This window comes from Mycobacteroides sp. H001 (assembly GCF_001440005.1).
GTDB lineage: Bacteria > Actinomycetota > Actinomycetes > Mycobacteriales > Mycobacteriaceae > Mycobacterium > Mycobacterium gwanakae.
This window is the reverse complement of record NZ_LJYH01000021.1, coordinates 437,019-460,037: the sequence shown is the minus strand read 5'-3', so window position 1 is coordinate 460,037 and position 23,019 is coordinate 437,019. Positions and strand designations below refer to the sequence as shown.

General features: G+C 65.2%; 23 protein-coding genes and 1 tRNA gene. 10 read left to right on the top strand and 14 right to left on the bottom strand.

Annotated features, from left to right (window positions below; translation table 11 throughout):
• Positions 1 to 6 precede the first annotated feature (6 nt).
• Together AOT83_RS04185 and AOT83_RS04180 are read right to left on the bottom strand one after the other, a co-directional pair.
• Positions 7 to 1,806 carry a fatty acyl-AMP ligase gene (locus tag AOT83_RS04185; RefSeq protein WP_057965183.1) on the bottom strand — a complete coding sequence of 600 codons (1,800 nt, stop codon included), beginning with the start codon at positions 1,804 to 1,806 and terminating at the stop codon, positions 7 to 9.
• A gap of 51 nt (positions 1,807 to 1,857) precedes the next feature.
• Positions 1,858 to 1,944: transfer RNA gene (locus tag AOT83_RS04180), tRNA-Leu, on the bottom strand.
• Positions 1,945 to 2,028: 84 nt separating this feature from the next.
• Between AOT83_RS04180 and AOT83_RS04175 the strand changes: the two genes are divergently transcribed.
• The 4 genes from AOT83_RS04175 to AOT83_RS04160 are packed head-to-tail and all read left to right on the top strand — an operon-like array spanning position 2,029 to position 4,523.
• Positions 2,029 to 2,757: a hypothetical protein gene (locus AOT83_RS04175; RefSeq protein ID WP_057965184.1), complete on the top strand. Its 729-nt coding sequence runs from the start codon at positions 2,029 to 2,031 to the stop codon at positions 2,755 to 2,757.
• A gap of 47 nt (positions 2,758 to 2,804) precedes the next feature.
• Positions 2,805 to 3,173, top strand: a complete 369-nt coding sequence (locus AOT83_RS04170) for a hypothetical protein (protein ID WP_075907736.1) — start codon at positions 2,805 to 2,807, stop codon at positions 3,171 to 3,173.
• Positions 3,170 to 3,529, top strand: a complete 360-nt coding sequence (locus AOT83_RS04165) for a DUF3817 domain-containing protein (RefSeq protein WP_057965113.1) — start codon at positions 3,170 to 3,172, stop codon at positions 3,527 to 3,529. The genes AOT83_RS04170 and AOT83_RS04165 overlap by 4 nt, the downstream gene beginning before the upstream one ends.
• A 58-nt stretch (positions 3,530 to 3,587) precedes the next feature.
• On the top strand, positions 3,588 to 4,523 hold the full coding sequence (locus tag AOT83_RS04160) for an NADP-dependent oxidoreductase (protein WP_057965114.1): 936 nt from the start codon (positions 3,588 to 3,590) through the stop codon (positions 4,521 to 4,523).
• Between the two features lie 45 nt (positions 4,524 to 4,568).
• Here the strand turns inward: AOT83_RS04160 and rdgB are convergent, their stop codons facing one another.
• Genes rdgB through clpS form a run of 11 tightly spaced genes read right to left on the bottom strand, consistent with a single transcriptional unit; the run spans position 4,569 to position 11,996 of the window.
• The gene (gene rdgB, locus AOT83_RS04155; RefSeq protein WP_030094935.1) at positions 4,569 to 5,189 is read right to left on the bottom strand and encodes an RdgB/HAM1 family non-canonical purine NTP pyrophosphatase; all 621 of its coding nucleotides are present in this window, start codon (positions 5,187 to 5,189) and stop codon (positions 4,569 to 4,571) included.
• A gap of 9 nt (positions 5,190 to 5,198) precedes the next feature.
• Complete coding sequence (gene rph, locus AOT83_RS04150; protein WP_030094934.1) at positions 5,199 to 5,978, bottom strand: ribonuclease PH; 780 nt, start codon at positions 5,976 to 5,978, stop codon at positions 5,199 to 5,201.
• Between the two features lie 49 nt (positions 5,979 to 6,027).
• Positions 6,028 to 6,789 (bottom strand): cyclic nucleotide-degrading phosphodiesterase, encoded by a 762-nt coding sequence (locus tag AOT83_RS04145; protein ID WP_057965115.1) that lies wholly within the window; start codon positions 6,787 to 6,789, stop codon positions 6,028 to 6,030.
• A gap of 42 nt (positions 6,790 to 6,831) precedes the next feature.
• On the bottom strand, positions 6,832 to 7,719 hold the full coding sequence (gene murI / locus AOT83_RS04140) for a glutamate racemase (protein WP_044104292.1): 888 nt from the start codon (positions 7,717 to 7,719) through the stop codon (positions 6,832 to 6,834).
• Positions 7,716 to 8,387 (bottom strand): rhomboid family intramembrane serine protease, encoded by a 672-nt coding sequence (locus AOT83_RS04135; protein ID WP_044104579.1) that lies wholly within the window; start codon positions 8,385 to 8,387, stop codon positions 7,716 to 7,718. The genes murI and AOT83_RS04135 overlap by 4 nt, the downstream gene beginning before the upstream one ends.
• Complete coding sequence (locus AOT83_RS04130) at positions 8,384 to 9,346, bottom strand: cysteine synthase (RefSeq protein ID WP_030094930.1); 963 nt, start codon at positions 9,344 to 9,346, stop codon at positions 8,384 to 8,386. Before AOT83_RS04130 ends, AOT83_RS04135 begins: the two co-directional genes overlap by 4 nt.
• A gap of 6 nt (positions 9,347 to 9,352) precedes the next feature.
• Positions 9,353 to 9,625, bottom strand: a complete 273-nt coding sequence (locus AOT83_RS04125) for a MoaD/ThiS family protein (protein ID WP_030094929.1) — start codon at positions 9,623 to 9,625, stop codon at positions 9,353 to 9,355.
• 18 nt (positions 9,626 to 9,643) lie between these two features.
• Positions 9,644 to 10,069: a M67 family metallopeptidase gene (locus AOT83_RS04120; protein ID WP_030094928.1), complete on the bottom strand. Its 426-nt coding sequence runs from the start codon at positions 10,067 to 10,069 to the stop codon at positions 9,644 to 9,646.
• A gap of 36 nt (positions 10,070 to 10,105) precedes the next feature.
• The gene (locus tag AOT83_RS04115; protein WP_030094927.1) at positions 10,106 to 11,098 is read right to left on the bottom strand and encodes a P1 family peptidase; all 993 of its coding nucleotides are present in this window, start codon (positions 11,096 to 11,098) and stop codon (positions 10,106 to 10,108) included.
• Positions 11,095 to 11,682 (bottom strand): DUF2017 domain-containing protein, encoded by a 588-nt coding sequence (locus AOT83_RS04110; protein ID WP_030094926.1) that lies wholly within the window; start codon positions 11,680 to 11,682, stop codon positions 11,095 to 11,097. The genes AOT83_RS04115 and AOT83_RS04110 overlap by 4 nt, the downstream gene beginning before the upstream one ends.
• An 11-nt stretch (positions 11,683 to 11,693) precedes the next feature.
• A complete protein-coding gene (clpS, locus tag AOT83_RS04105; protein ID WP_030094925.1) occupies positions 11,694 to 11,996 on the bottom strand; it encodes an ATP-dependent Clp protease adapter ClpS in 303 nt (100 codons plus the stop codon).
• A 114-nt stretch (positions 11,997 to 12,110) separates the two neighbouring features.
• Between clpS and AOT83_RS04100 the strand changes: the two genes are divergently transcribed.
• Genes AOT83_RS04100 through AOT83_RS04080 form a run of 5 tightly spaced genes read left to right on the top strand, consistent with a single transcriptional unit; the run spans position 12,111 to position 18,132 of the window.
• Positions 12,111 to 13,415, top strand: coding sequence for a nicotinate phosphoribosyltransferase (locus AOT83_RS04100; protein WP_057965116.1), 1,305 nt, complete (start codon positions 12,111 to 12,113; stop codon positions 13,413 to 13,415).
• Between the two features lie 18 nt (positions 13,416 to 13,433).
• Positions 13,434 to 14,027 carry a TetR/AcrR family transcriptional regulator gene (locus AOT83_RS04095; RefSeq protein WP_030094923.1) on the top strand — a complete coding sequence of 198 codons (594 nt, stop codon included), beginning with the start codon at positions 13,434 to 13,436 and terminating at the stop codon, positions 14,025 to 14,027.
• A 25-nt stretch (positions 14,028 to 14,052) separates the two neighbouring features.
• Positions 14,053 to 14,607: an isochorismatase family protein gene (locus AOT83_RS04090; protein WP_057965117.1), complete on the top strand. Its 555-nt coding sequence runs from the start codon at positions 14,053 to 14,055 to the stop codon at positions 14,605 to 14,607.
• Positions 14,604 to 16,655 (top strand): ATP-dependent DNA helicase, encoded by a 2,052-nt coding sequence (locus AOT83_RS04085; protein WP_057965118.1) that lies wholly within the window; start codon positions 14,604 to 14,606, stop codon positions 16,653 to 16,655. The genes AOT83_RS04090 and AOT83_RS04085 overlap by 4 nt, the downstream gene beginning before the upstream one ends.
• 19 nt (positions 16,656 to 16,674) lie before the next feature.
• On the top strand, positions 16,675 to 18,132 hold the full coding sequence (locus AOT83_RS04080; protein ID WP_057965119.1) for a hypothetical protein: 1,458 nt from the start codon (positions 16,675 to 16,677) through the stop codon (positions 18,130 to 18,132).
• 9 nt (positions 18,133 to 18,141) lie between these two features.
• On the opposite strand, the gene glgP is transcribed toward AOT83_RS04080, so the two are convergent.
• Positions 18,142 to 20,760, bottom strand: a complete 2,619-nt coding sequence (gene glgP, locus AOT83_RS04075; protein ID WP_057965120.1) for an alpha-glucan family phosphorylase — start codon at positions 20,758 to 20,760, stop codon at positions 18,142 to 18,144.
• A gap of 177 nt (positions 20,761 to 20,937) precedes the next feature.
• Between glgP and AOT83_RS04070 the strand changes: the two genes are divergently transcribed.
• Positions 20,938 to 23,019: an alpha-1,4-glucan--maltose-1-phosphate maltosyltransferase gene (locus tag AOT83_RS04070; protein ID WP_057965185.1), complete on the top strand. Its 2,082-nt coding sequence runs from the start codon at positions 20,938 to 20,940 to the stop codon at positions 23,017 to 23,019.

The following is a 23,019-nucleotide window of genomic DNA, read 5'->3' as shown; positions in this document are numbered from 1 at the left end:
AATGAGTTAGCTGAGATCCCCGTGAACACCCAGGGTGCCGTCCAGGTACTGGCGGCGGCAAGCCCGTCGCGCCAGTTTTCCGCTGGTGGTGCGCGGGATGGCTCCCGCCGGGAGCAGGCGCACGTCGCAGAGCTCCAGGCCGTAGTGGCTGCGGACCGCCTCGCGGACCGCGTCGGCGGCTTCCTGCGGGTCAGCCTTGGCCGTCCGCGAGGCACGCTCGGCGACAACCACCAGACCATCGTCGGTGGTGAAGGCGGTGACGTATCCGCGGCGCACGATGGGCGACGCGTCCGCGACGGTGGCCTCGATATCCTGCGGGTAATAGGACCGGCCATCGATAGTGACGTGGTCGACCATGCGCCCGGTGACGTACAACTCACCGTCGAGATAGAAACCCATATCGCCGGTGCGCAACCAGTCGCCGTCCACATTGGACTTGTCAGCATGGCTTTTGGCGAGCGTCTCACCGAGCCGGGCGTGGAACGTCCTCGCACTGTCCTCCGGACGTCCCCAATACCCGCGGCCAACATTGTTGCCCTGCAACCAGATTTCGCCGACATGACCGTCCGGAAGCTCGTTCCTCGTCTCTGGATCGACGATCACACCCGACAGGCTGCGGGCGAGTTGGCCACAGGACACATGGACAGTGGTGTTGGGCGCATCGGGAGCGGTCGATACCGCGCGGCCCTCGGCGAGCTGCGCACGGTCGAGGTACACGACGGAGGGTTCGGCATCCGGCGCGATGTTGGAAATAAACAGGACCGCCTCGGCAATGCCATAGGAGGGCTTGAACGCGGTCGACGGTAATCCGAAGGGCGCAAAGGCCTTTTCAAAGGTGCGAATGGCATCGATGCTGACCGGCTCGGAACCGATGATCATCACCACGTTGCCCAGGTCGATGTCCGCACCGTCCTTCGGCACACCGCGCTGTGCGGTGTACTCGTACGCGAAATTGGGGGCGGCGGTGATGACGCGGCCTTCCTTGCAGCCGTCGGAGAGCGCCTTGATCCAGCGTTGCGGCCGACGGATGAAGGCCGTCGGCGACATGAGGGTGGAGTGACCACCATAGACCGTCGGAAAGCCGATCATGGACAAGCCCATATCGTGATAGAGCGGTAACCAGCTGCAGCCGTGCGTGTTTCGATCCAGCAGATCGATCGACAGGATCATCTGCGTCAGATTGACACCGACGGCGCGGTGCGTGATTTCCACGCCGACCGGAGGTCGAGTTGCACCCGAGGTGTACTGCAAATGCGAGATGTCGTCATCCACAAGATGCACGTACTCGAAGGTCTCGCCCGCTTCATCGGGGATCTCGTCGATGACGAGGATGCGAGTGTCCTGTTCCTTGAGGAAGTCTTCGACAACCGTGCGCGCGCTGGCGGTCGTCAGGACCACCGTGGGCCTGCAGTCCGTGAGGGCGGTATCCAGACGCTCGGCGTGGCCGGGCAACTCGGGAGCGAAGAGCGGCACCGCGATGGCGCCGGCCTTGATCGCCGAGAAGAATCCGACGACATAGTCCAGACCCTGTGGAGCCAGAATGGCGACCCGATCACCACGTTCGATGTGGCGCTGCAGCGTCGCGGCTACCGCGTTCAGACGCACCCCGAGCTGCGACCACGTGAGCTCGATACGGGCGCCGTCCTCGGAGGTGGTGAAGTCCAGATAGCGATAGGCGACGGTGTCCCCGACGTTCCTGATGTTGCGCTCGATGAGGGATATCAACGTGGTGCCGGGCGGCAGTTCGACGTTTCCGTCGGCATTCAGACAATCGTCGATATCAAGCAAACCGTCAGCGCGAACCACGATTTCAAGTCTACGGGCGCGCGGAGAGCGCACCGGGTCCCACTGAATCTCTGGTGCGGGCGGAGGGACTCGAACCCACACGCTCTTTCGAGCACTGGCACCTAAAGCCAGCATGTCTGCCAATTTCATCACGCCCGCGTGGCAGAGCAATCCTACAGGTCAGATTGGCTCCTAACTCTGTCGGTGGTGGCCGATAAGTTGAACCGCAATCGGGGAGGCAACATGACGCGATCACATCAGCAATACCAGTCGGTACAGCACCTGATCGAGGCAGGACTCAACGACTGCGCGATATCGCGGCAGACAGGAATTCCGCGCCGCACGGTGTGCCAGTGGCGTCGCGGCCCGCGACAGGTACGACGCTCCGACGAATGCACTAGGCACGACTACAGCACACTCCCTGCGCGCCCCTACGCCTACCTCCTGGGCATGTATCTCGGCGACGGCTACATCTCACGTTCACCGCGAACATGGCGCCTCAGAGTCACATGCGACACCAAATACCCCGAGATAATCGCCGAGTGCCGGAGTGCAATAGAGGCACTTATACCCGGCCAGCACGCGGCGATCGTCGACCGCGTTGGCAGTTGCGCCGATGTTTCGCTGTACTCCAAACACTGGCCCTGTCTCTTTCCTCAGCATGGCCCCGGCCGCAAGCACAGTCGCAAGATCGCCCTCGAGCCCTGGCAGCAGGACCTCGTCGATCACGCCACCGAGGATTTCGCCCGAGGTCTGATTCACAGCGACGGCTGTCGGGTGGTCGCCAACGATCGCGGAGTCGCCAGCATCCGCTATCACTTCACCAACCGCTCGGAAGACATCCTCGGCCTCTTCACCGCAGCCCTCGACAGCCTCGACATCCCCTGGACTCGATCGACCGCTTACGTCATCTCCGTCTACCGCAAAGCCGCCACCGCGCGTCTCGACGAGTTCATCGGACCGAAGCGCTGACCAGGGGCGTTGGCACCCGCCCCCACCTCACGCGGTACCGTCAGAAGGTGTCCACTACACGGCGTCGGAGACCGGCACTCATCGTGCTGGTCGGCGTCAGTGCGCTCGCGTTCCTGGGTCTGGCCTACTGGCAGTTCCAGCGATTCGAGTCGGTGACCGGCGATGGCCAGAACCTCGGCTACGCCCTGCAGTGGCCGCTTTTCGCGGCGTTCGTGATTTGGGCTTATCGCCGCTTCGTGCAGTACGAGGACGAGGGGCCGCCCCCGCCGCCCAGCGACCGGGTGACCGAAATACCGGAGGGCCTGCTTCCCGAGCGCCCCGCCGCCGCGAAGCCGGATCCCGCCGACCGCACACTGACCGACTACAACGCCTACCTCGCCGCTCTGGCCGAAGAAGATAGGAAGCCTGCCCCGTGACCGAGCCCGAAGCCACACCCCAGACGCCCGCCGTGACCACGCCGGTCGAGAAAATCCGTGGCGCGCTGTGGCGCTACCGGATCCTGGCCTGGACCACCGGTGTGTGGCTGATCGCCCTCTGCTGGGAGATGTGGCTCAAATACATTGAGCACGTGCCGCATCCGCCGAGCTGGATCGGCATCGTGCACGGGTGGATCTACTTCGTGTACCTGATCTTCACCACCGATCTGGCCATCAAGGTGCGCTGGCCGTGGCCGCGCACCGCCGGCACGCTGCTCGCGGGCACGATCCCGCTGCTCGGTTTCATCGTCGAGCATTACCGCACCAAGCAGGTCAAAAAGCAGTTCGGCATCTAGCCGAAAGAAATCTCCAATGTCAGGAATACTGACATGATGATGCGACTTTGATAGCGGTATGACCACCACACATGCAGTTGTCGCCACGGCCTATGGCGCATCCGATGTACTCGAGTTCCGCGAGGTGCCGATCGATGGCCCCGCCGACGGCCAAGTGCTCATCGACGTCAAAGCCGCCGGCGTTAATCCCATCGACTGGAAGCTGTATTCGGGAGCCTTCGGCACCGACCCGGCCGCAATCCCCATGCGCCTCGGCCTCGAGATCTCCGGAACTGTCGCCGCCGTCGGCCCGGGTGTCGACGAGTTCCAACCCGGTGATGACGTCATCGCCGCCGGGCAGATCGGTGGCTACGCCAACCAGATCGTTACCACCGCAGACCAGGTGTTCAAGAAGCCCGCGAGTCTGTCCTTCAACGAGGCCGCCGGATTCCTGCTCACCGGGCAGACCGCGGTGCACCTATTGGAAGCCACCAATGTCACCGAAGGGGACACCGTTCTGATTCACGGTGCCGCGGGCGGCGTGGGACTGTTGGCCACCCAGCTCGCCAAGGCCCGCGGTGCAACCGTGATCGCCACCGCCAGTGCGGCCCGCCACGAACAGCTTCGTGGCTACGGAGCGATCCCGGTCGAATACGGCCCCGGACTGCAAGACCGTGTCAGCGCAGTCGGCTCCGTCGACGCAGCACTCGATCTGGTCGGCACCGATGAAGCCGCCGACGTTTCGTTGGCACTCGTTGCCGACAAGGACCGTATCGCCACGATCGCCGGATTCGGCCGTGCCGCAACCGATGGCTTCAAAGCACTGGGCGGTGGCCCCGGTGCCGATGCGGGCACGGAGATCCGTCTGGCCGCCCGCCCTGAGCTGATTCGCCTTGCGGGCAACGGCGAACTCAAGGTCACCATCGATCGCACCTATCCGTTGGCCGAAGCGCGCCAGGCCCATGAGTACGTCCAGACGGGCCATGCCCGCGGAAAGGTCATCCTGCTGCCCTGACCCCCGCGAGCAGCCCCCTAATGCGGGGGCTGCTCCCCGGGGAGGCTACGGCGCGGTCCGGCCGAGGTTGACCAGGTTGCGCAGCATCGGGAGCAGCGCCGCCAGCGCCCGTCCGCGATGCGATACCGCATCCTTCTCTTCGGGCGTCATTTCCGCTGCGGTCCGCAGACCGCCGCGCGGCACGAAGATCGGGTCGTAGCCGAAGCCGTTCTGCCCTGCGGGTTCGCGCGCGACCGAGCCCTTCCAGCGCCCCTCTACGACGACCTCTTCGCCGTCCGGAGTCACCAGCGCACACGCCGATACGAATGCCGCACCGCGGCGCTCGTCAGGCACATCGGAGAGCTGCGCGAGCAACAGTGCGGTGTTGGCAGCGTCATCTCCGTGCCGCCCCGCCCAGCGCGCAGACAGCACACCGGGCATCCAGTTCAGCGCATCTACCGCAAGCCCGGAATCGTCAGCGACGCAGGCCAATCCGGTCTGTTGTGCGCCCTCACGCGCCTTGATGAGCGCGTTGTCCTCAAAGCTGGCGCCCGTCTCTGGCACTTCCTCGTATTCGGGCACGTCGGCGAGCGAAACCAGTTCGACCCCGGTAATCCCTGACGACTCGAGCACCCGATGTAACTCCGCGAGCTTCTTCGGGTTACGGCTGGCGACAAGTATTTTCATGGCCCCCGCCTACTTCGAACCGAACGCCTTCTTCTGTGGCGCCTCCGGCAGGACACCCGGATACGGCAGGGCCAGCGCTTCCTTCTGCAGAACGAACAGTTCCTCGGCGGCACCGACGGCGGCGTCAAGCAGCTTGTCCAGCGTCGTACGCGGGAAGGTGGCGCCCTCACCGGTGCCCTGAACCTCCACCAACGTACCGGTGTCGGTGGCCACCACGTTCATGTCCACCTCGGCGCGCGAATCCTCTTCGTAGGGAAGGTCTACGCGCACCCGGCCGTCCACCACGCCAACACTCACGGCGGCGATCGCACACGACAGTGGCTCATCATCGGCGAGCTTGCCGTGCGCGGCCAGGTACGTCACCGCATCGGCGAGCGCTACATACGCACCGGTTATCGCGGCGGTGCGAGTCCCGCCGTCGGCCTGCAGCACATCACAATCGATGGCAATGGTGTTCTCCCCCAATGCCGACAAGTCGATACACGCACGAAGAGAACGCCCGATCAAGCGGCTGATCTCCTGAGTACGGCCACCTACGCGCCCCTTGACCGATTCACGGTCGCTGCGGGTATGGGTAGAGGCCGGCAGCATCGCGTATTCGGCTGTCAGCCAACCAAGTCCAGAACCCTTACGCCAGCGCGGCACTCCCTCAGTGGCGCTGGCGGTGCACATCACCCGCGTCTGACCGAACTCGATGAGTACCGAACCTGCCGGGTGCGAAGTGAATCCCCGTGTAATGGTCACCGGGCGCAGTTCGTCGTCTTGTCTGCCGTCTTCTCGTCTGGACACGCCCTCGACCTTATCGTCTCCGCGAAAGTACCGAGCGTGAGCGGCAGAGCTACAGCTCGATGGTCTCCCCCGCGACGACGGCCCGCACCGGCCCGTCGAATGCCGACTTCGCCTCGGCGATGACATCCTCGCGCGAAGTCCACGGCGGGATGTGGGTCAGCAGCAGTTCCTTCACGCCTGCTCGGGCCGCGATCTGTCCCGCCTCGGTGCCGGACAGGTGAAGGTCCGGCGGGCGGTGCCCCGGCATGTGCGTCCACGACGCCTCGCACAGGAATACGTCGGCATCGCGAGCCAGCTCGACCACCGCGTCGCATATGCCGGTGTCACCGCTGTAGGCAAGGACGGCACCTGACGTGTCCTCGATCCGCAGTCCATATGACTCCGGCGGATGCGCCACGCGTGTGGGTGTCACCGTGAGCGACCCGAATTCGACGGGCACACCTTCACTCCACGCATACAAGTCGAAGATGTCGGTGAAGTCGTCGACCTCACCGCCGATCTCGGCCGACGCGGCCCCCACCCGAATCAGGGTGTCGGCAGGCCCGTACATGATGGCTTTGCCCTTGGGCGGATTCGGGTGATAGCGGCGCCACACAAACAGACCAGGCAGGTCCAGGCAGTGGTCGGCATGCAGGTGCGACAGCAGAACGGACACCGATCCGGGGTCGGCGAACCGTTGCAGAGAGCCCAAGACGCCGCCACCGAAGTCGATGACCAACGGTGGCGCATCCGGTGCCGTCAGAAGGTAACCAGACGCCGGTGAATCCGGTCCGGTGACACTGCCTGAGCAGCCGAGCACGGTGACTCGCACAGCCCCTAGCTTGCCACGTCCGGCAAGCGTCTCGGCACAGGGTTAGAGAGGTGTTGCAATTTCGGTGTAACCCGGAACACCGCTAGCTCGAGTTTGCACCGCTGTCACAGCCGGACCGAGGAATCTGGCCGCCAGGGTGCGGAACGCATCGGGGTCACCGGTTGCCTCAAAAATGCGGTTCGGACCTGAGTCACTCGGGTTATCCGGATGCGGCCGCAACAGATCCCTCTCCGACAGCACCCGCAGCAGGTCCTTGGCAGTTTCCTCGGCGCTGGACACCAGCGTGACATCCTCGCCCATGGCGAGCTGGATCAGCCCGGACAGCAACGGATAGTGCGTGCAGCCCAGCACCACGGTGTCGACCTGAGCCCGCTGCAGCGGCTCCAGATAGCCCTCGGCCAGCTGCAGCACTTGCCTCCCGCTGGTGATGCCACGCTCGACGAAGTCGACGAAACGCGGACACGCCACCGCCGTGATCTCGGTATCCCGCGCGGCCGCGAACGCATCCTGGTACGCACCCGATGCGATGGTCGCCGCGGTTCCGATGACACCGATCTTGTTGTTGTGCGTGGTGTGCACGGCGCGGCGCACCGCAGGCAACACCACCTCGATTACCGGTACCGGCGCATAGCGTTCACGAGCGTCACGCAGGCATGCCGCCGAGGCGGTATTACAGGCGATCACCAGGGCTTTCACCCCGCGTCCGACAAGGTCGTCGCCAATGGCCAGCGCATGCCGGCGGATCTCCGGAATGGTCAGCGGACCATACGGCCCGTTACCCGTATCACCGACGTAAATGATGTCCTCGTCGGGCAGCTGGTCGATGATGGCCCGCGCGACGGTCAGTCCGCCGACTCCGGAATCGAATATCCCGATCGGCGATGCGCCGCTTGCGCCGAGACCCTCGAGAGCGGCGCCGGTGCCCGTCATGTCGACAGCCTTGGTGGCGCCCCAGGACCACGTGCAGCCTTCGCCTTGCGTTCCCTACCCGAGAGCCAATAGGCGGCCAGTACGCCGGCGATAGCCCCACTTAGGTGCCCCTGCCAGGACACCCCGAACTGTCCGGGCAGCACACCCCACAGCACACCCCCGTAGAGGACGATCACGACGACACCGATGAGGATCTGACCCACGCGGCGGTTGAAGAATCCTCGGACAATCACATAGGTGAGCCAGCCGAAGATCAGCCCCGACGCCCCGATGTGATTGGTCTCGTAGGGCGAGCCGAGGTTGCCAATCAGCCACGTGCCGATCCCGCCGAGAACCCAGATGATCGCGGTTGCCAGCAGGAAGCGTCCGAGCCCGGCGGCCGCGGCCAGGAAACCCAGCACGAGCGCGGGCACCGTGTTGGCAACCAAGTGGCCCCAATTCGCATGCAGCAGGGGCGCGAACAGGATGCCGTCCAGACCATCGGCCTCCAGCGGCCGGATGCCGTTCTCGTCGAGTCGGTGCCCGGTAACCGTATCGATGCCTTCGATGACATAAAGCAACGCGACGAACGAGACCACCAGGATTCCGCCGGTGACCCACTGTGGCCGTCTGGACCGCTCGGGACGGGCTGGATGGAACCCCTCCGGGCCACCCTGGTATCCCGTCATGCCCACAACTGCCCTTCCAGCGCGTCCTCTGCGTCATCCACGGTACCGGCGTAGGCGCCGGTCGACAGATACTTCCAGCCCGCATCGGCCACCACGAATGCGATGTCCGCGCGTTCGCCCGCCTTGACGGCCTTGGCCGCCATGCCGAGTGCCGCGTGCAGAATCGCGCCGGTCGAGATGCCCGCGAAGATGCCTTCCACTTGTACCAACTCGCGGGTACGGCGCACCGCGTCGAACGACCCCACCGAAAAGCGGGTGGTGAGCACCTCGGGGTCATACAACTCGGGCACGAATCCCTCGTCGATGTTGCGCAGTGCGTAGACGCCCTCGCCATAGCGCGGCTCGGCGGCAACAATTTGCACCCCGGGCACGTTCTCCCGCAGGAACCGTCCGGTACCCATGAGGGTTCCGGTGGTGCCCAGCCCGGCAACGAAGTGGGTGATCTCGGGCAGGTCGGCCAGAATCTCCGGGCCGGTGCCGTGATAGTGCGCGGCGGCATTCGCCGGGTTGCCGTACTGGTACAGCATCACCCACGAAGGATTTTGCGCGGCAAGCTCTTTGGCAGTGGCGACGGCGGTATTGGAGCCACCTTCGGCCGGGGAGAAGATGATCTGAGCGCCGTACAGCTCAAGCAATTGGCGTCGTTCGATGGAGGTGTTCTCCGGCATCACGCAGATCATCTTGTAACCCTTGAGCTGCGCGGCCATCGCCATCGAGATTCCGGTGTTACCGCTGGTGGGTTCCAGAATCGTGGCTCCCGGTTCCAGCAGCCCGTCCTGCTCGGCCTGTTCGATCATGCGCAGGGCAGGCCGGTCCTTGATGGAGCCGGTCGGATTGCGATCCTCCAGCTTGGCCCACAGCCGCACATGCGGATCGCCGTCCCAGGCCGGGGACAGCCTCTGCAACCCGACCAGCGGCGTGTTCCCGAGGGCCTGGAGCAACGAGTCGTATCGGGTCATGCGCGGCTAGCCACCGGCCACGGCGGGCAGGATGGTGACCGAATCGCCATCGGCGATCTCGGTGTCCAGCCCACCCGAGAACCGCACGTCCTCGTCGTTGACGTAGATGTTGACGAAACGGTGCAACTTACCGTCGTCAACCAGCCGGTCGGAGATCCCGGAATAGTTGGATTCCAGGTCCGCGATCACCGCTTGCAGCGTGGAACCCGTTGCCGTGACGCGCTTCTCGCCACCGGTGTGCGTACGCAGGATCGTGGGAATCGATACTTGAATCGACACGGTGGATATTCCTTTTCTCTAGTACTGCTCGACGTATTGGTCCACAACGGAAATCTCCTCTTCGGTGACCACCCCGTCGACGATCCGGTAGCTGCGCAGTTCGTGCTGCTCAGGATCGCGAGTGGACACCAAAACGTAGTGGGCATCGGGTTCTGCGGCCAGGTTGATATCAGTACGGCTGGGGTAGGCCTCGGTCGCGGTGTGCGAGTGATAGATAACCACCGGCACCTCATCGGCGTCATCCATCGCCCGCCAAACCCGAAGCTGCTCACCGGAATCAAAGCGATAAAAAGTAGGAGACCGCTCGGCGTTGATCATGGCGACGTGTCGCTCGGGACGATCGGAACCCTCCGGGCCGGCCAGTACACCGCAAGCCTCATCGGGATGATCGGCGCGGGCATGCTTGACCATGGCGTCGACCAAATCGGCGCGAACTACCAGCACTGTCTTTCCTGCTTCCCTCTTGGCCGTCTCGGACGATTACGAAAACGCTCCTGGCAACACGTCACGATATGCGGGTATTCCGGCCACACTCACGGCGCCCACCACTGCCCTCACCACGGCACGCTCCACACAGTCGGCGGCGGCAATCCCCACCGAAATGGTGAGAGCCTCGGCATCGCCCTCGCCGGTCCCGGTCGCCAGCACATACAGCGTGTCCCCGTCCATCGGGGTATGCGCGGGCCTGATCGCCCGTGCCAACCCGTCATGGGCAGCGATCGCCACCCGGCGGCATTGCGCCTTGCTCAGCGGGGCGTTGGTCGCCACCACGCCGATCGTGGTGTTCAACGAGACCGATTTGTCGGGCAACGCGGCCAGCGCCGCGATCTGGCTTGCCGGAGGCGCGCCGAGTTCCGGCGCACAGGCGGGGTCCCACGGCAGCCCTGTCGACGGATTGATCACCAGTCCAACCGGGTTGGCCACGATCACGGCACCGACCACAATCCCGTTACCCAGATCCGCACTCGCGGAGCCGACACCGCCCTTGAGAGTGCCGGCTCGCGCGCCGACACCGGCACCCACGGCACCCCATTCGGGCGTATCGCTTGCGAGTTCTGCTGCCCGGTAACCAAATTCGGCGTCGGGACGGCTCTTCCAGGCACCCACCGGTAGATCGAAGATGACTGCTCCCGGGACGATGGGCACGGTGCCGCCCTGCAGGGCCACTCCCCTGCCCTGCTCCTCCAGCCAGCGCATCACCCCATCGGCGGCGGCCAGTCCGTAGGCGCTGCCGCCGCTGAGCACAATGGCGTCGACCGTGGAGACGGTGTTGGCCGGATCGAGCAGATCGGATTCACGCGTTCCCGGAGCTCCGCCACGCACATCGACCGCACCGGTCGTCCCCGGCGGCGCCAGCACCACGGTGGTGCCGGTGGCCCAGCCCGATCCGAGTTCGGCGTCGGCATCCACGCGCTGGTGATGTCCCACCAGCATTCCCGGAACGTCGGTGATCGCACCCGAGAACAGGCTCATACCGCCGACTTCCCCATCAACGCGAGCACCAACAACTCCTGCATCACGGTCAGCCAGTGGTAAATGTCCATATGCCCCGCCATCGGATCGTCTGCGGGCAACTCCTGCGGCCCGTCGCTGTCGATCCCGAGCATCGCCCCCAGCGCCAGGCGCACATCATTGAGCGCGGTCAGCCATGCGCGCGCGTCATCCTCGGACAGCTCAAAGCGCCCGCCCTCCAGGGGAAGCGTGCGTAACAACCGTTGACCCGCCTCACGTTTGGCGTCGATGATCTCCGGTTCATAGAGGCTGCGCAGTGCGCTGTTGAGTCCGCTCACCGCCTCGAGACTGCTGGTGCCGTCCTGGTCAGGGCGGTGAAAGTCCGGAAGCAACCGCCCAAGAGTGACATCGGAGGGCGCCGCGGTGTTGCCGGTACGGATGCCGGTCAGCTGTGCCAACTCGTCGTTGGGCGCTGACGATTCGCGCTCATCGAGCATCGCCAGCATGGAAGTGACCATCGACTGTACGAGCGCCGCCTCGTGCGGCTCCATCTCAGAACGCAGCCGAACCCCATCAGACGCGTTGACGCGCTTCCACTTTCGCACGGATCAGCGGCTCAACGATCCTGCTGCAGAGTGGCCCACAGACCGGCGGCGTGCAGCTTGCTGACGTCGATCTCCATCGACTCACGCGCCCCGCAGGACACCACAGCCTTGCCCTCGTGGTGAACCTGCAGCATCAGGTTGGTGGCCTCGCTCTCGCTGTAGCCGAACAGCTGCTGGAACACGTAAGCGACGTAGTTCATCAGGTTTACCGGGTCATCCCACACGATGGTGACCCACGGCGACTGGGTCTCGTCGACATGTTCGACAGACCTCTCTGCGGTAGTCCCTGGCAAGGCTCGCGCCGGCGCACCCATGGCCCCAGAATACCGGGGCCGCGAACTCTGTCAGCATGAAGTTCGGGTTCCCCGTCTCCCCGGAGCCTCTCGGGACCCGTTCACGCACCCGGGTATCCCGCTAACGTGGCGCACATGGCGCACCTGCACACGTCATTGCTCACCGACAAGTACGAGCTCACCATGCTTGCCGCCGCGCTGCGTGACGGCACCGCGGGACGTCAGGCCACGTTCGAGGTGTTCGCCAGGAGATTGCCGGACGGCCGCCGTTACGGCGTCGTCGCCGGCACCGCCCGATTGCTCGAGGCGCTTGCCGAATTCCGATTCGGATCGGAAGAATTGGAATCGCTGTCCGACTTTCTGGACGAGGACACACTCCAGTACCTGGCCGCATATCGATTTAGTGGCGACATCGACGGCTACCGCGAGGGTGAGCTCTACTTCCCGGGATCCCCGGTGCTCACGGTGCGGGGAACCTTTGCCGAATGCGTCATTCTGGAGACCCTGGCACTGTCGATCCTGAACCACGACAGTGCCATCGCCTCCGCCGCGGCCCGAATGGTGTCGGCCGCAGCAGGCCGTCCGCTTATCGAGATGGGCTCACGGCGCACCCACGAACTGGCGGCGGTAGCCTGCGCCCGAGCCGCCTATCTCGCGGGATTCGAATCGACGTCCAACCTGGAGGCACACCGCCGCTATGGTGTGCCTGCCCGCGGCACCGCCGCGCACGCCTTCACTCTGCTCCACGCCAAGGACGGCATGAGCCCCAGCGAGGCCGAGCGTGAGGCATTTCGCGCGCAGGTCGAGGCGCTCGGGGTGTCCACCACCCTGCTGGTGGACACCTACGACATCACCACCGGGGTCGAGAACGCCATCGCCGTCGCCGGGCCCGAGCTCGGGGCGGTGCGCATCGACTCGGGAGATCTGGGCATGCTGGCCCGGCAGGTTCGGGCACAACTCGACGGGCTGGGTGCGCACCGGACCCGCATTGTCGTCTCCGGGGACCTCGACGAGTACTCCATCGCGGCACTGCGCGCCGAACCCGTCGACATCTACGGTGTGGGCACCTCGGTGGTAACCGGATCCGGGTTCCCGGCGGCCGGCATGGTCTACAAACTCGTCGAGATCGACGGCATCCCGGTGGCAAAACGCAGTAGCCACAAGGAATCACATGGCGGCCACAAATGTGCGCTGCGCACCGCCAAGCCGACCGGCACCGTCACCGAGGAAGTGGTGTATCGCGCGGCCGCCGGTCAGCCCACGGTGATGGAGCCGCACCGGGTACTGACCACCCCACTGGTGCGCGGAGGCGCGCCCGTCACCTTCGACTCTCTCGACGACGCCAGGGACCGGGTACGCACGGGATTACTGAGCCTGCCGTGGGAGGGGCTGGGCCTTTCGCACGGGGATCCTGCGATCACCACCCGATTGGTGGGATAATTCCTGGCCGGAGGACACATGGCAGCCAGAAGGCAATGGGCGGGAACCACTCCCGCTGAGCGGCGAGCGACGCGTCGGCGGGCACTGCTCGATGCGGGTATCGCGGCGCTCGGAGCCATCGACGGCCCGGCGCTGACCATCCGCACGGTCTGCAGGTCTTCCGGCGTATCGGAACGCAACTTCTATGAGGAATTCGGTGACCGTGACGACTTCGTGCGTGCGGTGTACCAGGACGTCCTCGAATCCGTGATGCGCGTCGTCACCGAATTCGCCGCCGAGGGAGACGATTTAGAAACCCGCGCGGTGGAGACCTTCATCGGGGCGACCGTCGACAACCCCGCCTACGGACGCATCATGATGCTCGCCCCGTTCACCGAACCCATACTGGGCAGTGTCGGGTTCGCGGGCTCGATGGCCTTTGCCTCACTTGCCGAGAAGGCACTGATTGACGTCGACGATCCGGGACGGCGCCGCTTCCTATCGGTGTCGCTTGTCGGCGCGGCCTCCGGCGCCATCATCGATTACTTGCGCGGCGATCTGGCCATCAGCCGCGACGAGCTCATCGACTACATCTCACGCATGGGCCGTCACGTGTCTGACATCTTCGACTGAGTACCGGCGGGGGTACCGTCGATCCATGGGCAGGGCGCTTATCGTCGTCGACGTGCAAAACGACTTCTGCGAGGGCGGCTCGCTGCCCGTGTCAGGCGGAGCAGCGCTGGCCCAGAAGCTCAACGACCTCACCACATCCGGTGCGTACGACGCGGTGGTCGCGACGCGCGACTTTCACATCGACCCCGGCAACCATTTCTCCCAGACACCAGACTTCGCGACAAGCTGGCCGCCGCATTGCCGGGTCGGCACACCCGGCGCAGACTTTCACCCCGGCTTCGACCTCACCCCGGTCGACGAGGTGTTCTCCAAAGGCGAGTACTCCGCCGCGTATTCGGGCTTCGAGGGCGCCTGCGCGGATGGCACCACGCTGGCGTCGTGGCTGCAGAAACGGGATCTGGACAGCGTCGACGTGGTGGGCATCGCCACCGACCACTGTGTGGCCGCCACCGCGCACGACGCGGCCCGACAGGGCCTGCATACCCGCGTACTCACCGCGTATGCCGTTGGCATTGAAGAACAATCAACACAGCGCGTCCTGAGTGAGCTCCGGGCCGCCGGCGTAGAGGTAGTCCGCTGAAGAACACCGAAACGCCCACATCCGCCACGGGTCTGCTTGCCACGGCCGTCACCGCGCTCGGCGGAACCGAACGCGCCGGACAGCTCACGATGGCCACGGCCGTCGAGCACTCCCTGCATAGCGGCGAGCACCTGGTGGTCCAGGCCGGCACCGGCACCGGGAAGTCGCTGGCATACCTGGTACCGGCCCTTGCCCACGCCATCGAGGAGTCATCGCCGGTCGTCGTATCCACCGCCACCATCGCGCTGCAACGCCAGCTCGTGGATCGTGACCTGCCCCGATTGGCGGAGGCGTTGGCCCCCTCACTGGCCCGCAAGCCCAGATTCGCGATCCTGAAGGGCCGCGGAAATTACCTCTGCCTCAACAAATTGCACAACGGCGCAGCATCCGATCAGGAAGCACCCGACACGTTGTTCGAGCCCTTCGCGGCCAGCGCGCTCGGCCGCGACGTACAGCGTCTCAACGACTGGGCGGAGACCACCAAGACCGGGGACCGCGATGAGCTCAAGCCCGGCGTTCCCGATCGCTCCTGGTCGCAGGTCAGCGTGTCGGCACGCGAATGCCTCGGCGCCACCCGGTGCCCGTTCGGCACCGAATGCTTCGCCGAACTGGCCCGGCTCGACGCCGGACAGTCGGATGTGGTGGTCACCAACCACGCACTGCTGGCCATCGACGCCATTGCCGACATAAACATCCTGCCCGAGCATGACGCGGTGATCGTCGATGAGGCACACGACCTCGTCGACCGGGTGACAAGTGTTGCCACCCAAGAACTCTCGGCAGTCGGGCTGACTGTCACCATCCGGCGGATAGGCCGCCTGGTGTCACCCGAAACGGCGAGCCGTTTCGAGGCCAGCTCGGCAACCTTCTCTTCGCTGATCCACGACAGCAGGCCCGGCACCATCGACCGCGCGGACGAGGAGACCGTCACCTACCTCACCGCGCTGCGCGACGCCGCGGCCGCCGCACGCACCGAGATCCCCACCGGCCAGTCCACCGACCCCGCCACTGCCGCCGCACGCACCGAAGCAGTTGCCGCACTGGACGATATCGTCGATGCCGCATCCCTGACGCTGGCCTGCTGGGCCGAACCGGACATCACCGCACGCCCCAACGTGGTGTGGCTCGATCACGAGGACAACCGCGGCACGGTGCGTCCGGTACTGCGAATCGCCCCGCTGTCGGTCGCCGGGCTGCTGCGCACCCGCCTGTTCGGGCAGCGCACCGTCGTCCTCACCTCGGCCACTCTGGTCCTCGGGGGCAAGTTCGACACCATGGCGGCCTCCTGGGGCCTGCCTGCCCGAGTGCCCAGCACAGACACGAACACCGAAGCCAAGGCCGTCTGGCACGGCATCGACGTCGGATCCCCGTTCCAGCATGAGAAATCCGCCATTCTCTACCTGGCGCGGCACCTTCCCGCCCCGGGGCGCGATGGCGTCGGTGCGGCGACGCTCGACGAGATCGAGACTCTGGTCCGCGCCGCGGGAGGACGCACCCTGGGGCTGTTTTCCTCGATGCGTGCCGCCAAGGAGGCGTCCGAGGAAATGCGGACACGGCTCGACACCCCGGTGCTGTGCCAGGGAGACGACGCGACATCGATTCTGGTCGAACAGTTCAGCGCGGACCCACAAACCTCGTTGTTCGGGACGCTGTCGCTGTGGCAGGGAGTCGACGTGCCCGGACCGTCGCTGTCGCTTGTTCTCATCGACCGAATCCCATTCCCCCGCCCCGACGATCCGCTTCGGGCGGCCCGGCAGCGGGCAATCAGCGCGCGCGGAGGCAATGGGTTCATGGCGGTGGCGGGCACCCAGGCGGCGTTACTGCTGGCCCAGGGCACTGGCCGGCTGTTGCGCGGCGCACAGGACAGAGGCGTTGTCGCGGTGCTTGATTCACGGATGGCCACGGCGGGTTATGGCGGATTTCTGCGTGCATCGCTGCCACCGTTCTGGTCGACACACGACTTGTCGGTAGTCACCGCGGCGCTGCAACGACTGATGACCAAGCACGATGCGACCTATGCTGGAGAGGGCACCCGCACACGGGGATAGCCGCTACAGAGAGACGGCCATGTCGCTTCCGGACAGGTGGAATCACACGCCGACGGTAGTCATGGCCTGCTGCGCCCTCCTGGCCCTGACACTCTCGACCTGCACGAATAATATTGAGGGCGTTCCAGTTTCACAGCTCGGCAATGCGTATCAAGTTGCCGGGCTCCCCGCCGTCGACGGTCCTTCCGGGCTGCGCCCGCACCCCAAACCGGCGAACAGAGCCGTACACGGCAGCGACGACGGCGAGATGGACCGCCTTGCCGTCAACGCAGTCGCCGATATCGAGGATTTCTGGCAGGAGGCCTATCCGAAGAGCTTCTGGGCCCCGTTTCATCCGGTCGATTCGTTGACGTCCTGGAACAGTGTGGGCCGCGACATCGCGAAGTTCTGCAACAACCTCACGATCGGCTTCGACAACGCCGGTTACTGCATCAGCCAAAACAGCCTGGGGTGGGACCGCGGCGCGCTGCTGCCCAAGCTGGTGCGGATGTTCGGTCCCATGGCGGTACCCATGACGCTGGCCCACGAGTACGGGCATGCCCTGACGCACCAGGCGAAGATGGTGGACCCTCAGACACAGACACTGGTCAGCGAACAGATGGCGGATTGCCTGGCCGGGACATATCTGCGCTGGGTTGCGCAGGGCAGCTCGCCACGTTTCACACTGAGCACCGGCGAGGGCCTCAACAAAGTCATCGCGGCGCTGATCGCGTTCCGGGACGATCCGATTGAGGCAGGCGGCGTAATCGATGCGCATGGATCGGCATTCGAGCGGGTCTCGGCCTTCCAACGCGGATTCGTCGACGGCGCGACCGCGTGCACCCAGATCGACAGGGCGGAGATCGCCAAGCGAGCCGGTGGACTCCCCGAGAACCTCCCGCACGGCCGATCGGAAGGCATGCCGGTCTCGGTCGACGCCCTGCGCACCCTGATGACGGTGCTCGGAGCGATTTACGGCCCGGCGCTCGACACCGCACCACCGCAGCTCTCGGTGTCGGGGGCCGCATGCGACGAATCCGGACGCCACACAAGAGATGTGGCAGCGGTCTACTGCCCGGACTCCAACACGGTGGCTCTCGATCTGCCGAGGTTGACCGACCTGGCCCGGCCCACGCACGATCAGGGGCAGGTAACCGGCGATTTCACCGCGTATTCGATGGTCATCTCGCGTTACGCACTAGCGGTCGAGAATCAACACGGCCTGCCGCTCGACAACGGGCAGAGCGCGCTACGCACCGCCTGCCTAACGGGTGTCGCGTCGGCGGCGATGGCCAAACCCACCACACCCAACGATGCGCCGAACCCGATGGTGCTCACCGCGGAGGACCTCGATGAGGCGGTATCGGGGCTGCTCACCAACGGCATCGTGGCCAGTGATGTCAACGGGACCACCATCCCGGCGGGCTTCTCCCGGATCGATGCCTTCCGGGACGGAGTCGCCGGATCGACGGACCGCTGCCTCACCCGCTACGGGTAAGTCGTGCCGTTAGTGCTCCAGGTCACTGGCGGCCAGCACCGCCAGACCCAGCTCGCTATCACCGGCCAGCAGCGGATGATGCGGAAGCACCCGCACCGTGTATCCCACCGACCCGGACACCGGCAAGGTGGTCGTGGTGGAGAAGGTCTCCACCCCACCGTCACGACTGCCGGTGTGCGCCATCGGGACAATCACCGATTCGGATAGCTTGTCGTCCAGGTCCACTCGCCCGATCACCGCCTGCACGGCGACCTCCGAGGGCGCCAGCCCGGAAAGCTGAACCGATGCGGTGAGCGTCAACGGTGATCCCAGCAGCGGGGTGTCCGGCAGGCCCGAACTGTCGACATCGGTGATGACCAGCGAGGGCCATACCTGCTGCACTCGTTCGCGATAGCGCGCCAGCTCCTTGGCCGGCGCGAACGAATGATCGGCTCCGACGGTGGCACGCAACGACTGGGCCGCAGGAGCGTAGTAGCCGACGGTGTAATCGCGAACCATCCTGGATGCCAGAACCTTTGGACCCAGCTTCTCCAGGGTGTGCCGAACCATCTCGACCCAGCGCTGCGGCGTGCCATGCTCATCGCGCTCATAGAACTTGGGCGCCACCTTTTGCGCCAGCAGCTCATAAAGCGCCGCGGCCTCCAGGTCATCGCGCCGGGTGTCGTCGGTGACTCCGTCGGCCGTCGGTATTTCCCAACCGTTTTCGCCGTCGTACCACTCGTCCCACCACCCGTCACGGATGGATAGGTTGAGCCCGCCGTTGAGTGCGCTCTTCATCCCCGAGGTCCCGCACGCCTCGAGCGGACGCAGCGGATTGTTCAACCACACGTCGCAGCCGAAGTACAGATAGCGGGCCATGGACATGTCGTAGTCGGGAAGGAAGGTGATCCGGTGCCGCACGTCCGCCTGATCGGCGAACCTGACGATCTGCTGGATGAGCCCCTTACCGCCGTCGTCGGCAGGATGTGATTTACCGGCCACGATCAGCTGCACCGGATGCTTCTCGTCCAGGAGTAGCTCACGCAGCCGTTCCGGGTTACGCAGCATCAGCGTGAGCCGCTTGTACGTCGGGACCCGGCGCGCGAACCCGATGGTCAGCACACCCGGGTCGAACGCGTCGTCCACCCAGCCCAACTCGGCCTCAGCCGCGCCGCGCTGCAGCCACGAGGCACGTATCCGCCGTCGCACATCCTGAATCAGCTGCTCACGCAACTGTGATCGGATCCACCAGATGTGTCCGGGGTCTACCTCGTGGATGCGCTCCCATCCACTGGCGTCGTTGAACGCCTCGGCACCGACGAGCTGCTGGCCCAGCTCCAGCCATTGCGGTGCTGCCCAGGTGGGCGCGTGCACGCCGTTGGTGATCGATCCGATAGGTACCTCGGCGGCGTCGAATGACGGCCACAGCCCGTTGAACATCGACCGGCTCACCTGGCCGTGCAGAAGCGATACACCGTTGGCGCGCTGCGCCAGCCGCAGCCCCATATGAGCCATGTTGAACGTGGAGGGGTCGTCCTCCGCGCCCAGGGCGATGATGCGGTCCACCGGCACACCGGGCAGCAGCGTGGAATCACCGGATTCCCCGAAGTATCGACGCACCAAGTCCACCGGGAAGCGGTCGATTCCGGCGGGAACCGGTGTGTGCGTGGTGAACACGGTGCTGGATCGGACCACCGTCAGGGCAGTTTCGACGTCCAGTCCGTGCTGCCCGATGTACTCGCGAATGCGCTCGAGCCCCAGGAACCCGGCGTGACCCTCATTGGTGTGAAACACCTCGGGAGATGGCGCGCCGGAGGAGGTGACATACGCACGAATGGCACGCACTCCGCCGATACCGGCCAGGATTTCCTGCTTGATGCGGTGGTCTTGGTCGCCGCCGTATAGCCGGTCGGTGACGTAGCGCAATTCCCGATCGTTCTCCGCGATATCGGAATCCAAGAGCAGCAGCGGAATCCGGCCCACCTGAGCAACCCAGATGCGCGCCGAGAGCACCCGGTCCTGCGGCATCGGCACCGTGATGAGGATCGGGGTGCCATCGTCATGAGCCAGTAAGCGCAACGGCAGACCGGCCGGGTCGATCAGCGGATACTGCTCGGTCTGCCAGCCGTCGGCGGTCAACGACTGCCGGAAGTATCCCGACCGGTAGTGCAACCCCACCGCGACGAGCGGCAGGCCCAGATCGGAGGCGGCCTTGAGGTGATCGCCGGCCAGGATGCCCAAACCGCCGGAGTAGTTCGGCAAAACCTCCGAGACGCCGAACTCCATCGAGAAGTACGCGATCGCGGCGGGCAGACCGCTGCTCTCGGCGCCCTCTTCACCGTCCCGCTCCAGCTGACGCTGGTACCACATGGGGCGATTCAGATAGTCATGAAGATCACCCGCCAGGGCAGCCACCCTGTCGACGAAACCGTCGTCGGCAGCCAGCTCATCGAGCCGTTGCGCCGGGACCGACCCCATGACCGCAACCGGATCGTGGTTGGTCTGCTCCCACAGCTGCTGATCGATATCGGCGAAGAGATCCCGGGTGGGTTGATGCCACGACCAGCGCAGGTTGTTGGATAACTCGCCCAGCGCCGCCAACCGCTCCGGAAGATGGGCACGAACCGTGAATCGACGTAGGGCTTTCACCCTTCAGAACTTTACTGAGATTTCGGTGGATCGCATGCCCGGCGGAAATTCCGTACCGATACGCGATGCTGTGGCGGTTCCGTCTCGCACGCTCGCGCCGATCACCGGCGTGCCGGCGAAGCCTCTGGTAGCACTTCTGCACCACACCGCAGGGGCCCGTCTACTACGGTGGACGTGGTGACCGGACGCATAGGCATCGATGATGTCGCCCCCGCGATCTCCGGTGGGCGCTATCCGGCCAAGGCCGTCGTGGGTGAGGTCGTCCCCGTGGCGGCAACCGTCTGGCGTGAAGGCCATGAGGCCGTCTCCGCGACACTGGTGGTGCGCTGCCTCGGGCCCAGCTACCCGCAGCTCTCCGAGGGGCCGTTGCGCCGGATCGCAGCGCCCCGCGAGAAGGACACCAGCGCGACACGAATCAAACCGCTGCATATCCCGATGCAGCCGGGTGGGGCGCTCGATCGATTCCATGCCAGCTTCGTCCCGGACCGGGAGGGGCTGTGGACCTTCCGGGTCGACGGATGGGGCGACCCGATCGCAACCTGGCGCCACAACGTCGAGGCCAAACTGGAAGCGGGGCAGGGCGCTGCCGAGTTGGCCAACGATCTGGAGATCGGTGCGCGCCTGTTCGAACGTGCGGCGGCCGGAGTGCCACGGAAACGTCGGGGGCCGCTGCTGGCCTCAGCGGAAGCGCTGCGCACTCAGGACGACCCGGGAGCTCGCTTTCAACATGCGCTCTCCGATGAGGTACAGGTACTGCTCGCCGAGTTCCCGCTGCGCGATCTGCTCACTCGCGGAACCCAATACGGTATCTGGGTTGACCGCACTCGGGCGCTCTACGGCTCCTGGTACGAGCTGTTCCCGCGTTCCACCGGCGGAGTGGGGCCGGACGGACGGCCCATGCACGGCACACTGGCCACCGCATCGGCCGATCTCGCACGGGTCGCCGCGATGGGGTTCGATGTGGTGTATCTACCGCCGGTGCATCCGATCGGCGAGATCAACCGCAAGGGCCGCAACAACAATCCGATCGCCGAGCCTGGTGAAGTCGGTTCGCCGTGGGCCATCGGCAGTGCTGCGGGAGGTCACGACGCGATCCACCCCGAGCTGGGAACCATCAAGGACTTCGACCGGTTCGTGTCCACCGCGCGCAAGCTGGGCCTGGAAGTGGCGCTGGACCTGGCGCTGCAGTGCGCACCGGATCACCCATGGGTCAGCGCGCATCCCGAGTGGTTCACCGAACTTCCCGACGGCACCATCGCCTACGCGGAAAATCCTCCCAAGAAGTACCAGGACATCTATCCCCTGAATTTCGATACCGACCCTGCCGGGCTGTACACCGAGGTGCTGCGTGTCGTGCAGCATTGGATTGCCCATGGCGTCAAAATATTTCGGGTAGACAATCCACACACCAAGCCGCCGGACTTCTGGCAATGGTTGATCGGCGAGGTCAAGGCGGCCGACCCCGACGTGTTGTTCCTGTCCGAGGCGTTCACTCGCCCGGCTCGTCTCTACGGACTGGCCCGGCTCGGATTCACCCAGTCGTACACCTACTTCACCTGGCGCACCGCCAAATCCGAGATCGCCGAGTTCGGCCGAGAGATCGCCGCGCAGGCGGACGTGGCACGCCCGAATCTCTTCGTCAACACCCCGGACATCTTGCACGCGAGTCTTCAGTACGGCGGCCCGGGCATGTTCGCCATCCGAGCGGTCCTCGCCGGCACCTTGAGCCCGACCTGGGGCGTGTACTCCGGATACGAACTCTACGAACACGTACCGTTGCGCGAAGGCAGCGAGGAGTACCTGGACTCGGAGAAGTACCAGCTACGTCCCCGCGATTACAAGGGAGCTGCCGCGCGCGGCGAATCATTGGAGCCATTCATCACCCGACTCAACGAGATCCGCCGGCTACATCCGGCACTGCAACAGCTGCGCAACATCACCTTCCACCACGTCGAGAACGACGCCCTGCTGGCGTACTCCAAGTTCGACCCGGTAACCGGCGATGCCGTCCTGATCGTGGTGAATCTCAACCCCTTCGGGGCCGAGGACGGCACCATCTGGCTCGACCTGCCTGCACTCGGCCTCGATTGGCATGAAACGTTCTGGGTGCGTGACGAGCTCACCGGCGAGCAATACCGCTGGGGCCAAGCCAACTATGTGCGACTGGACCCGCTGACACCTTCTCGGCAAGTGGCGCACATCCTGAATCTGCCGCAAGTCCGCGAGTCGGCCCGCACGCACTTGGTGTTCCGCCCGTGA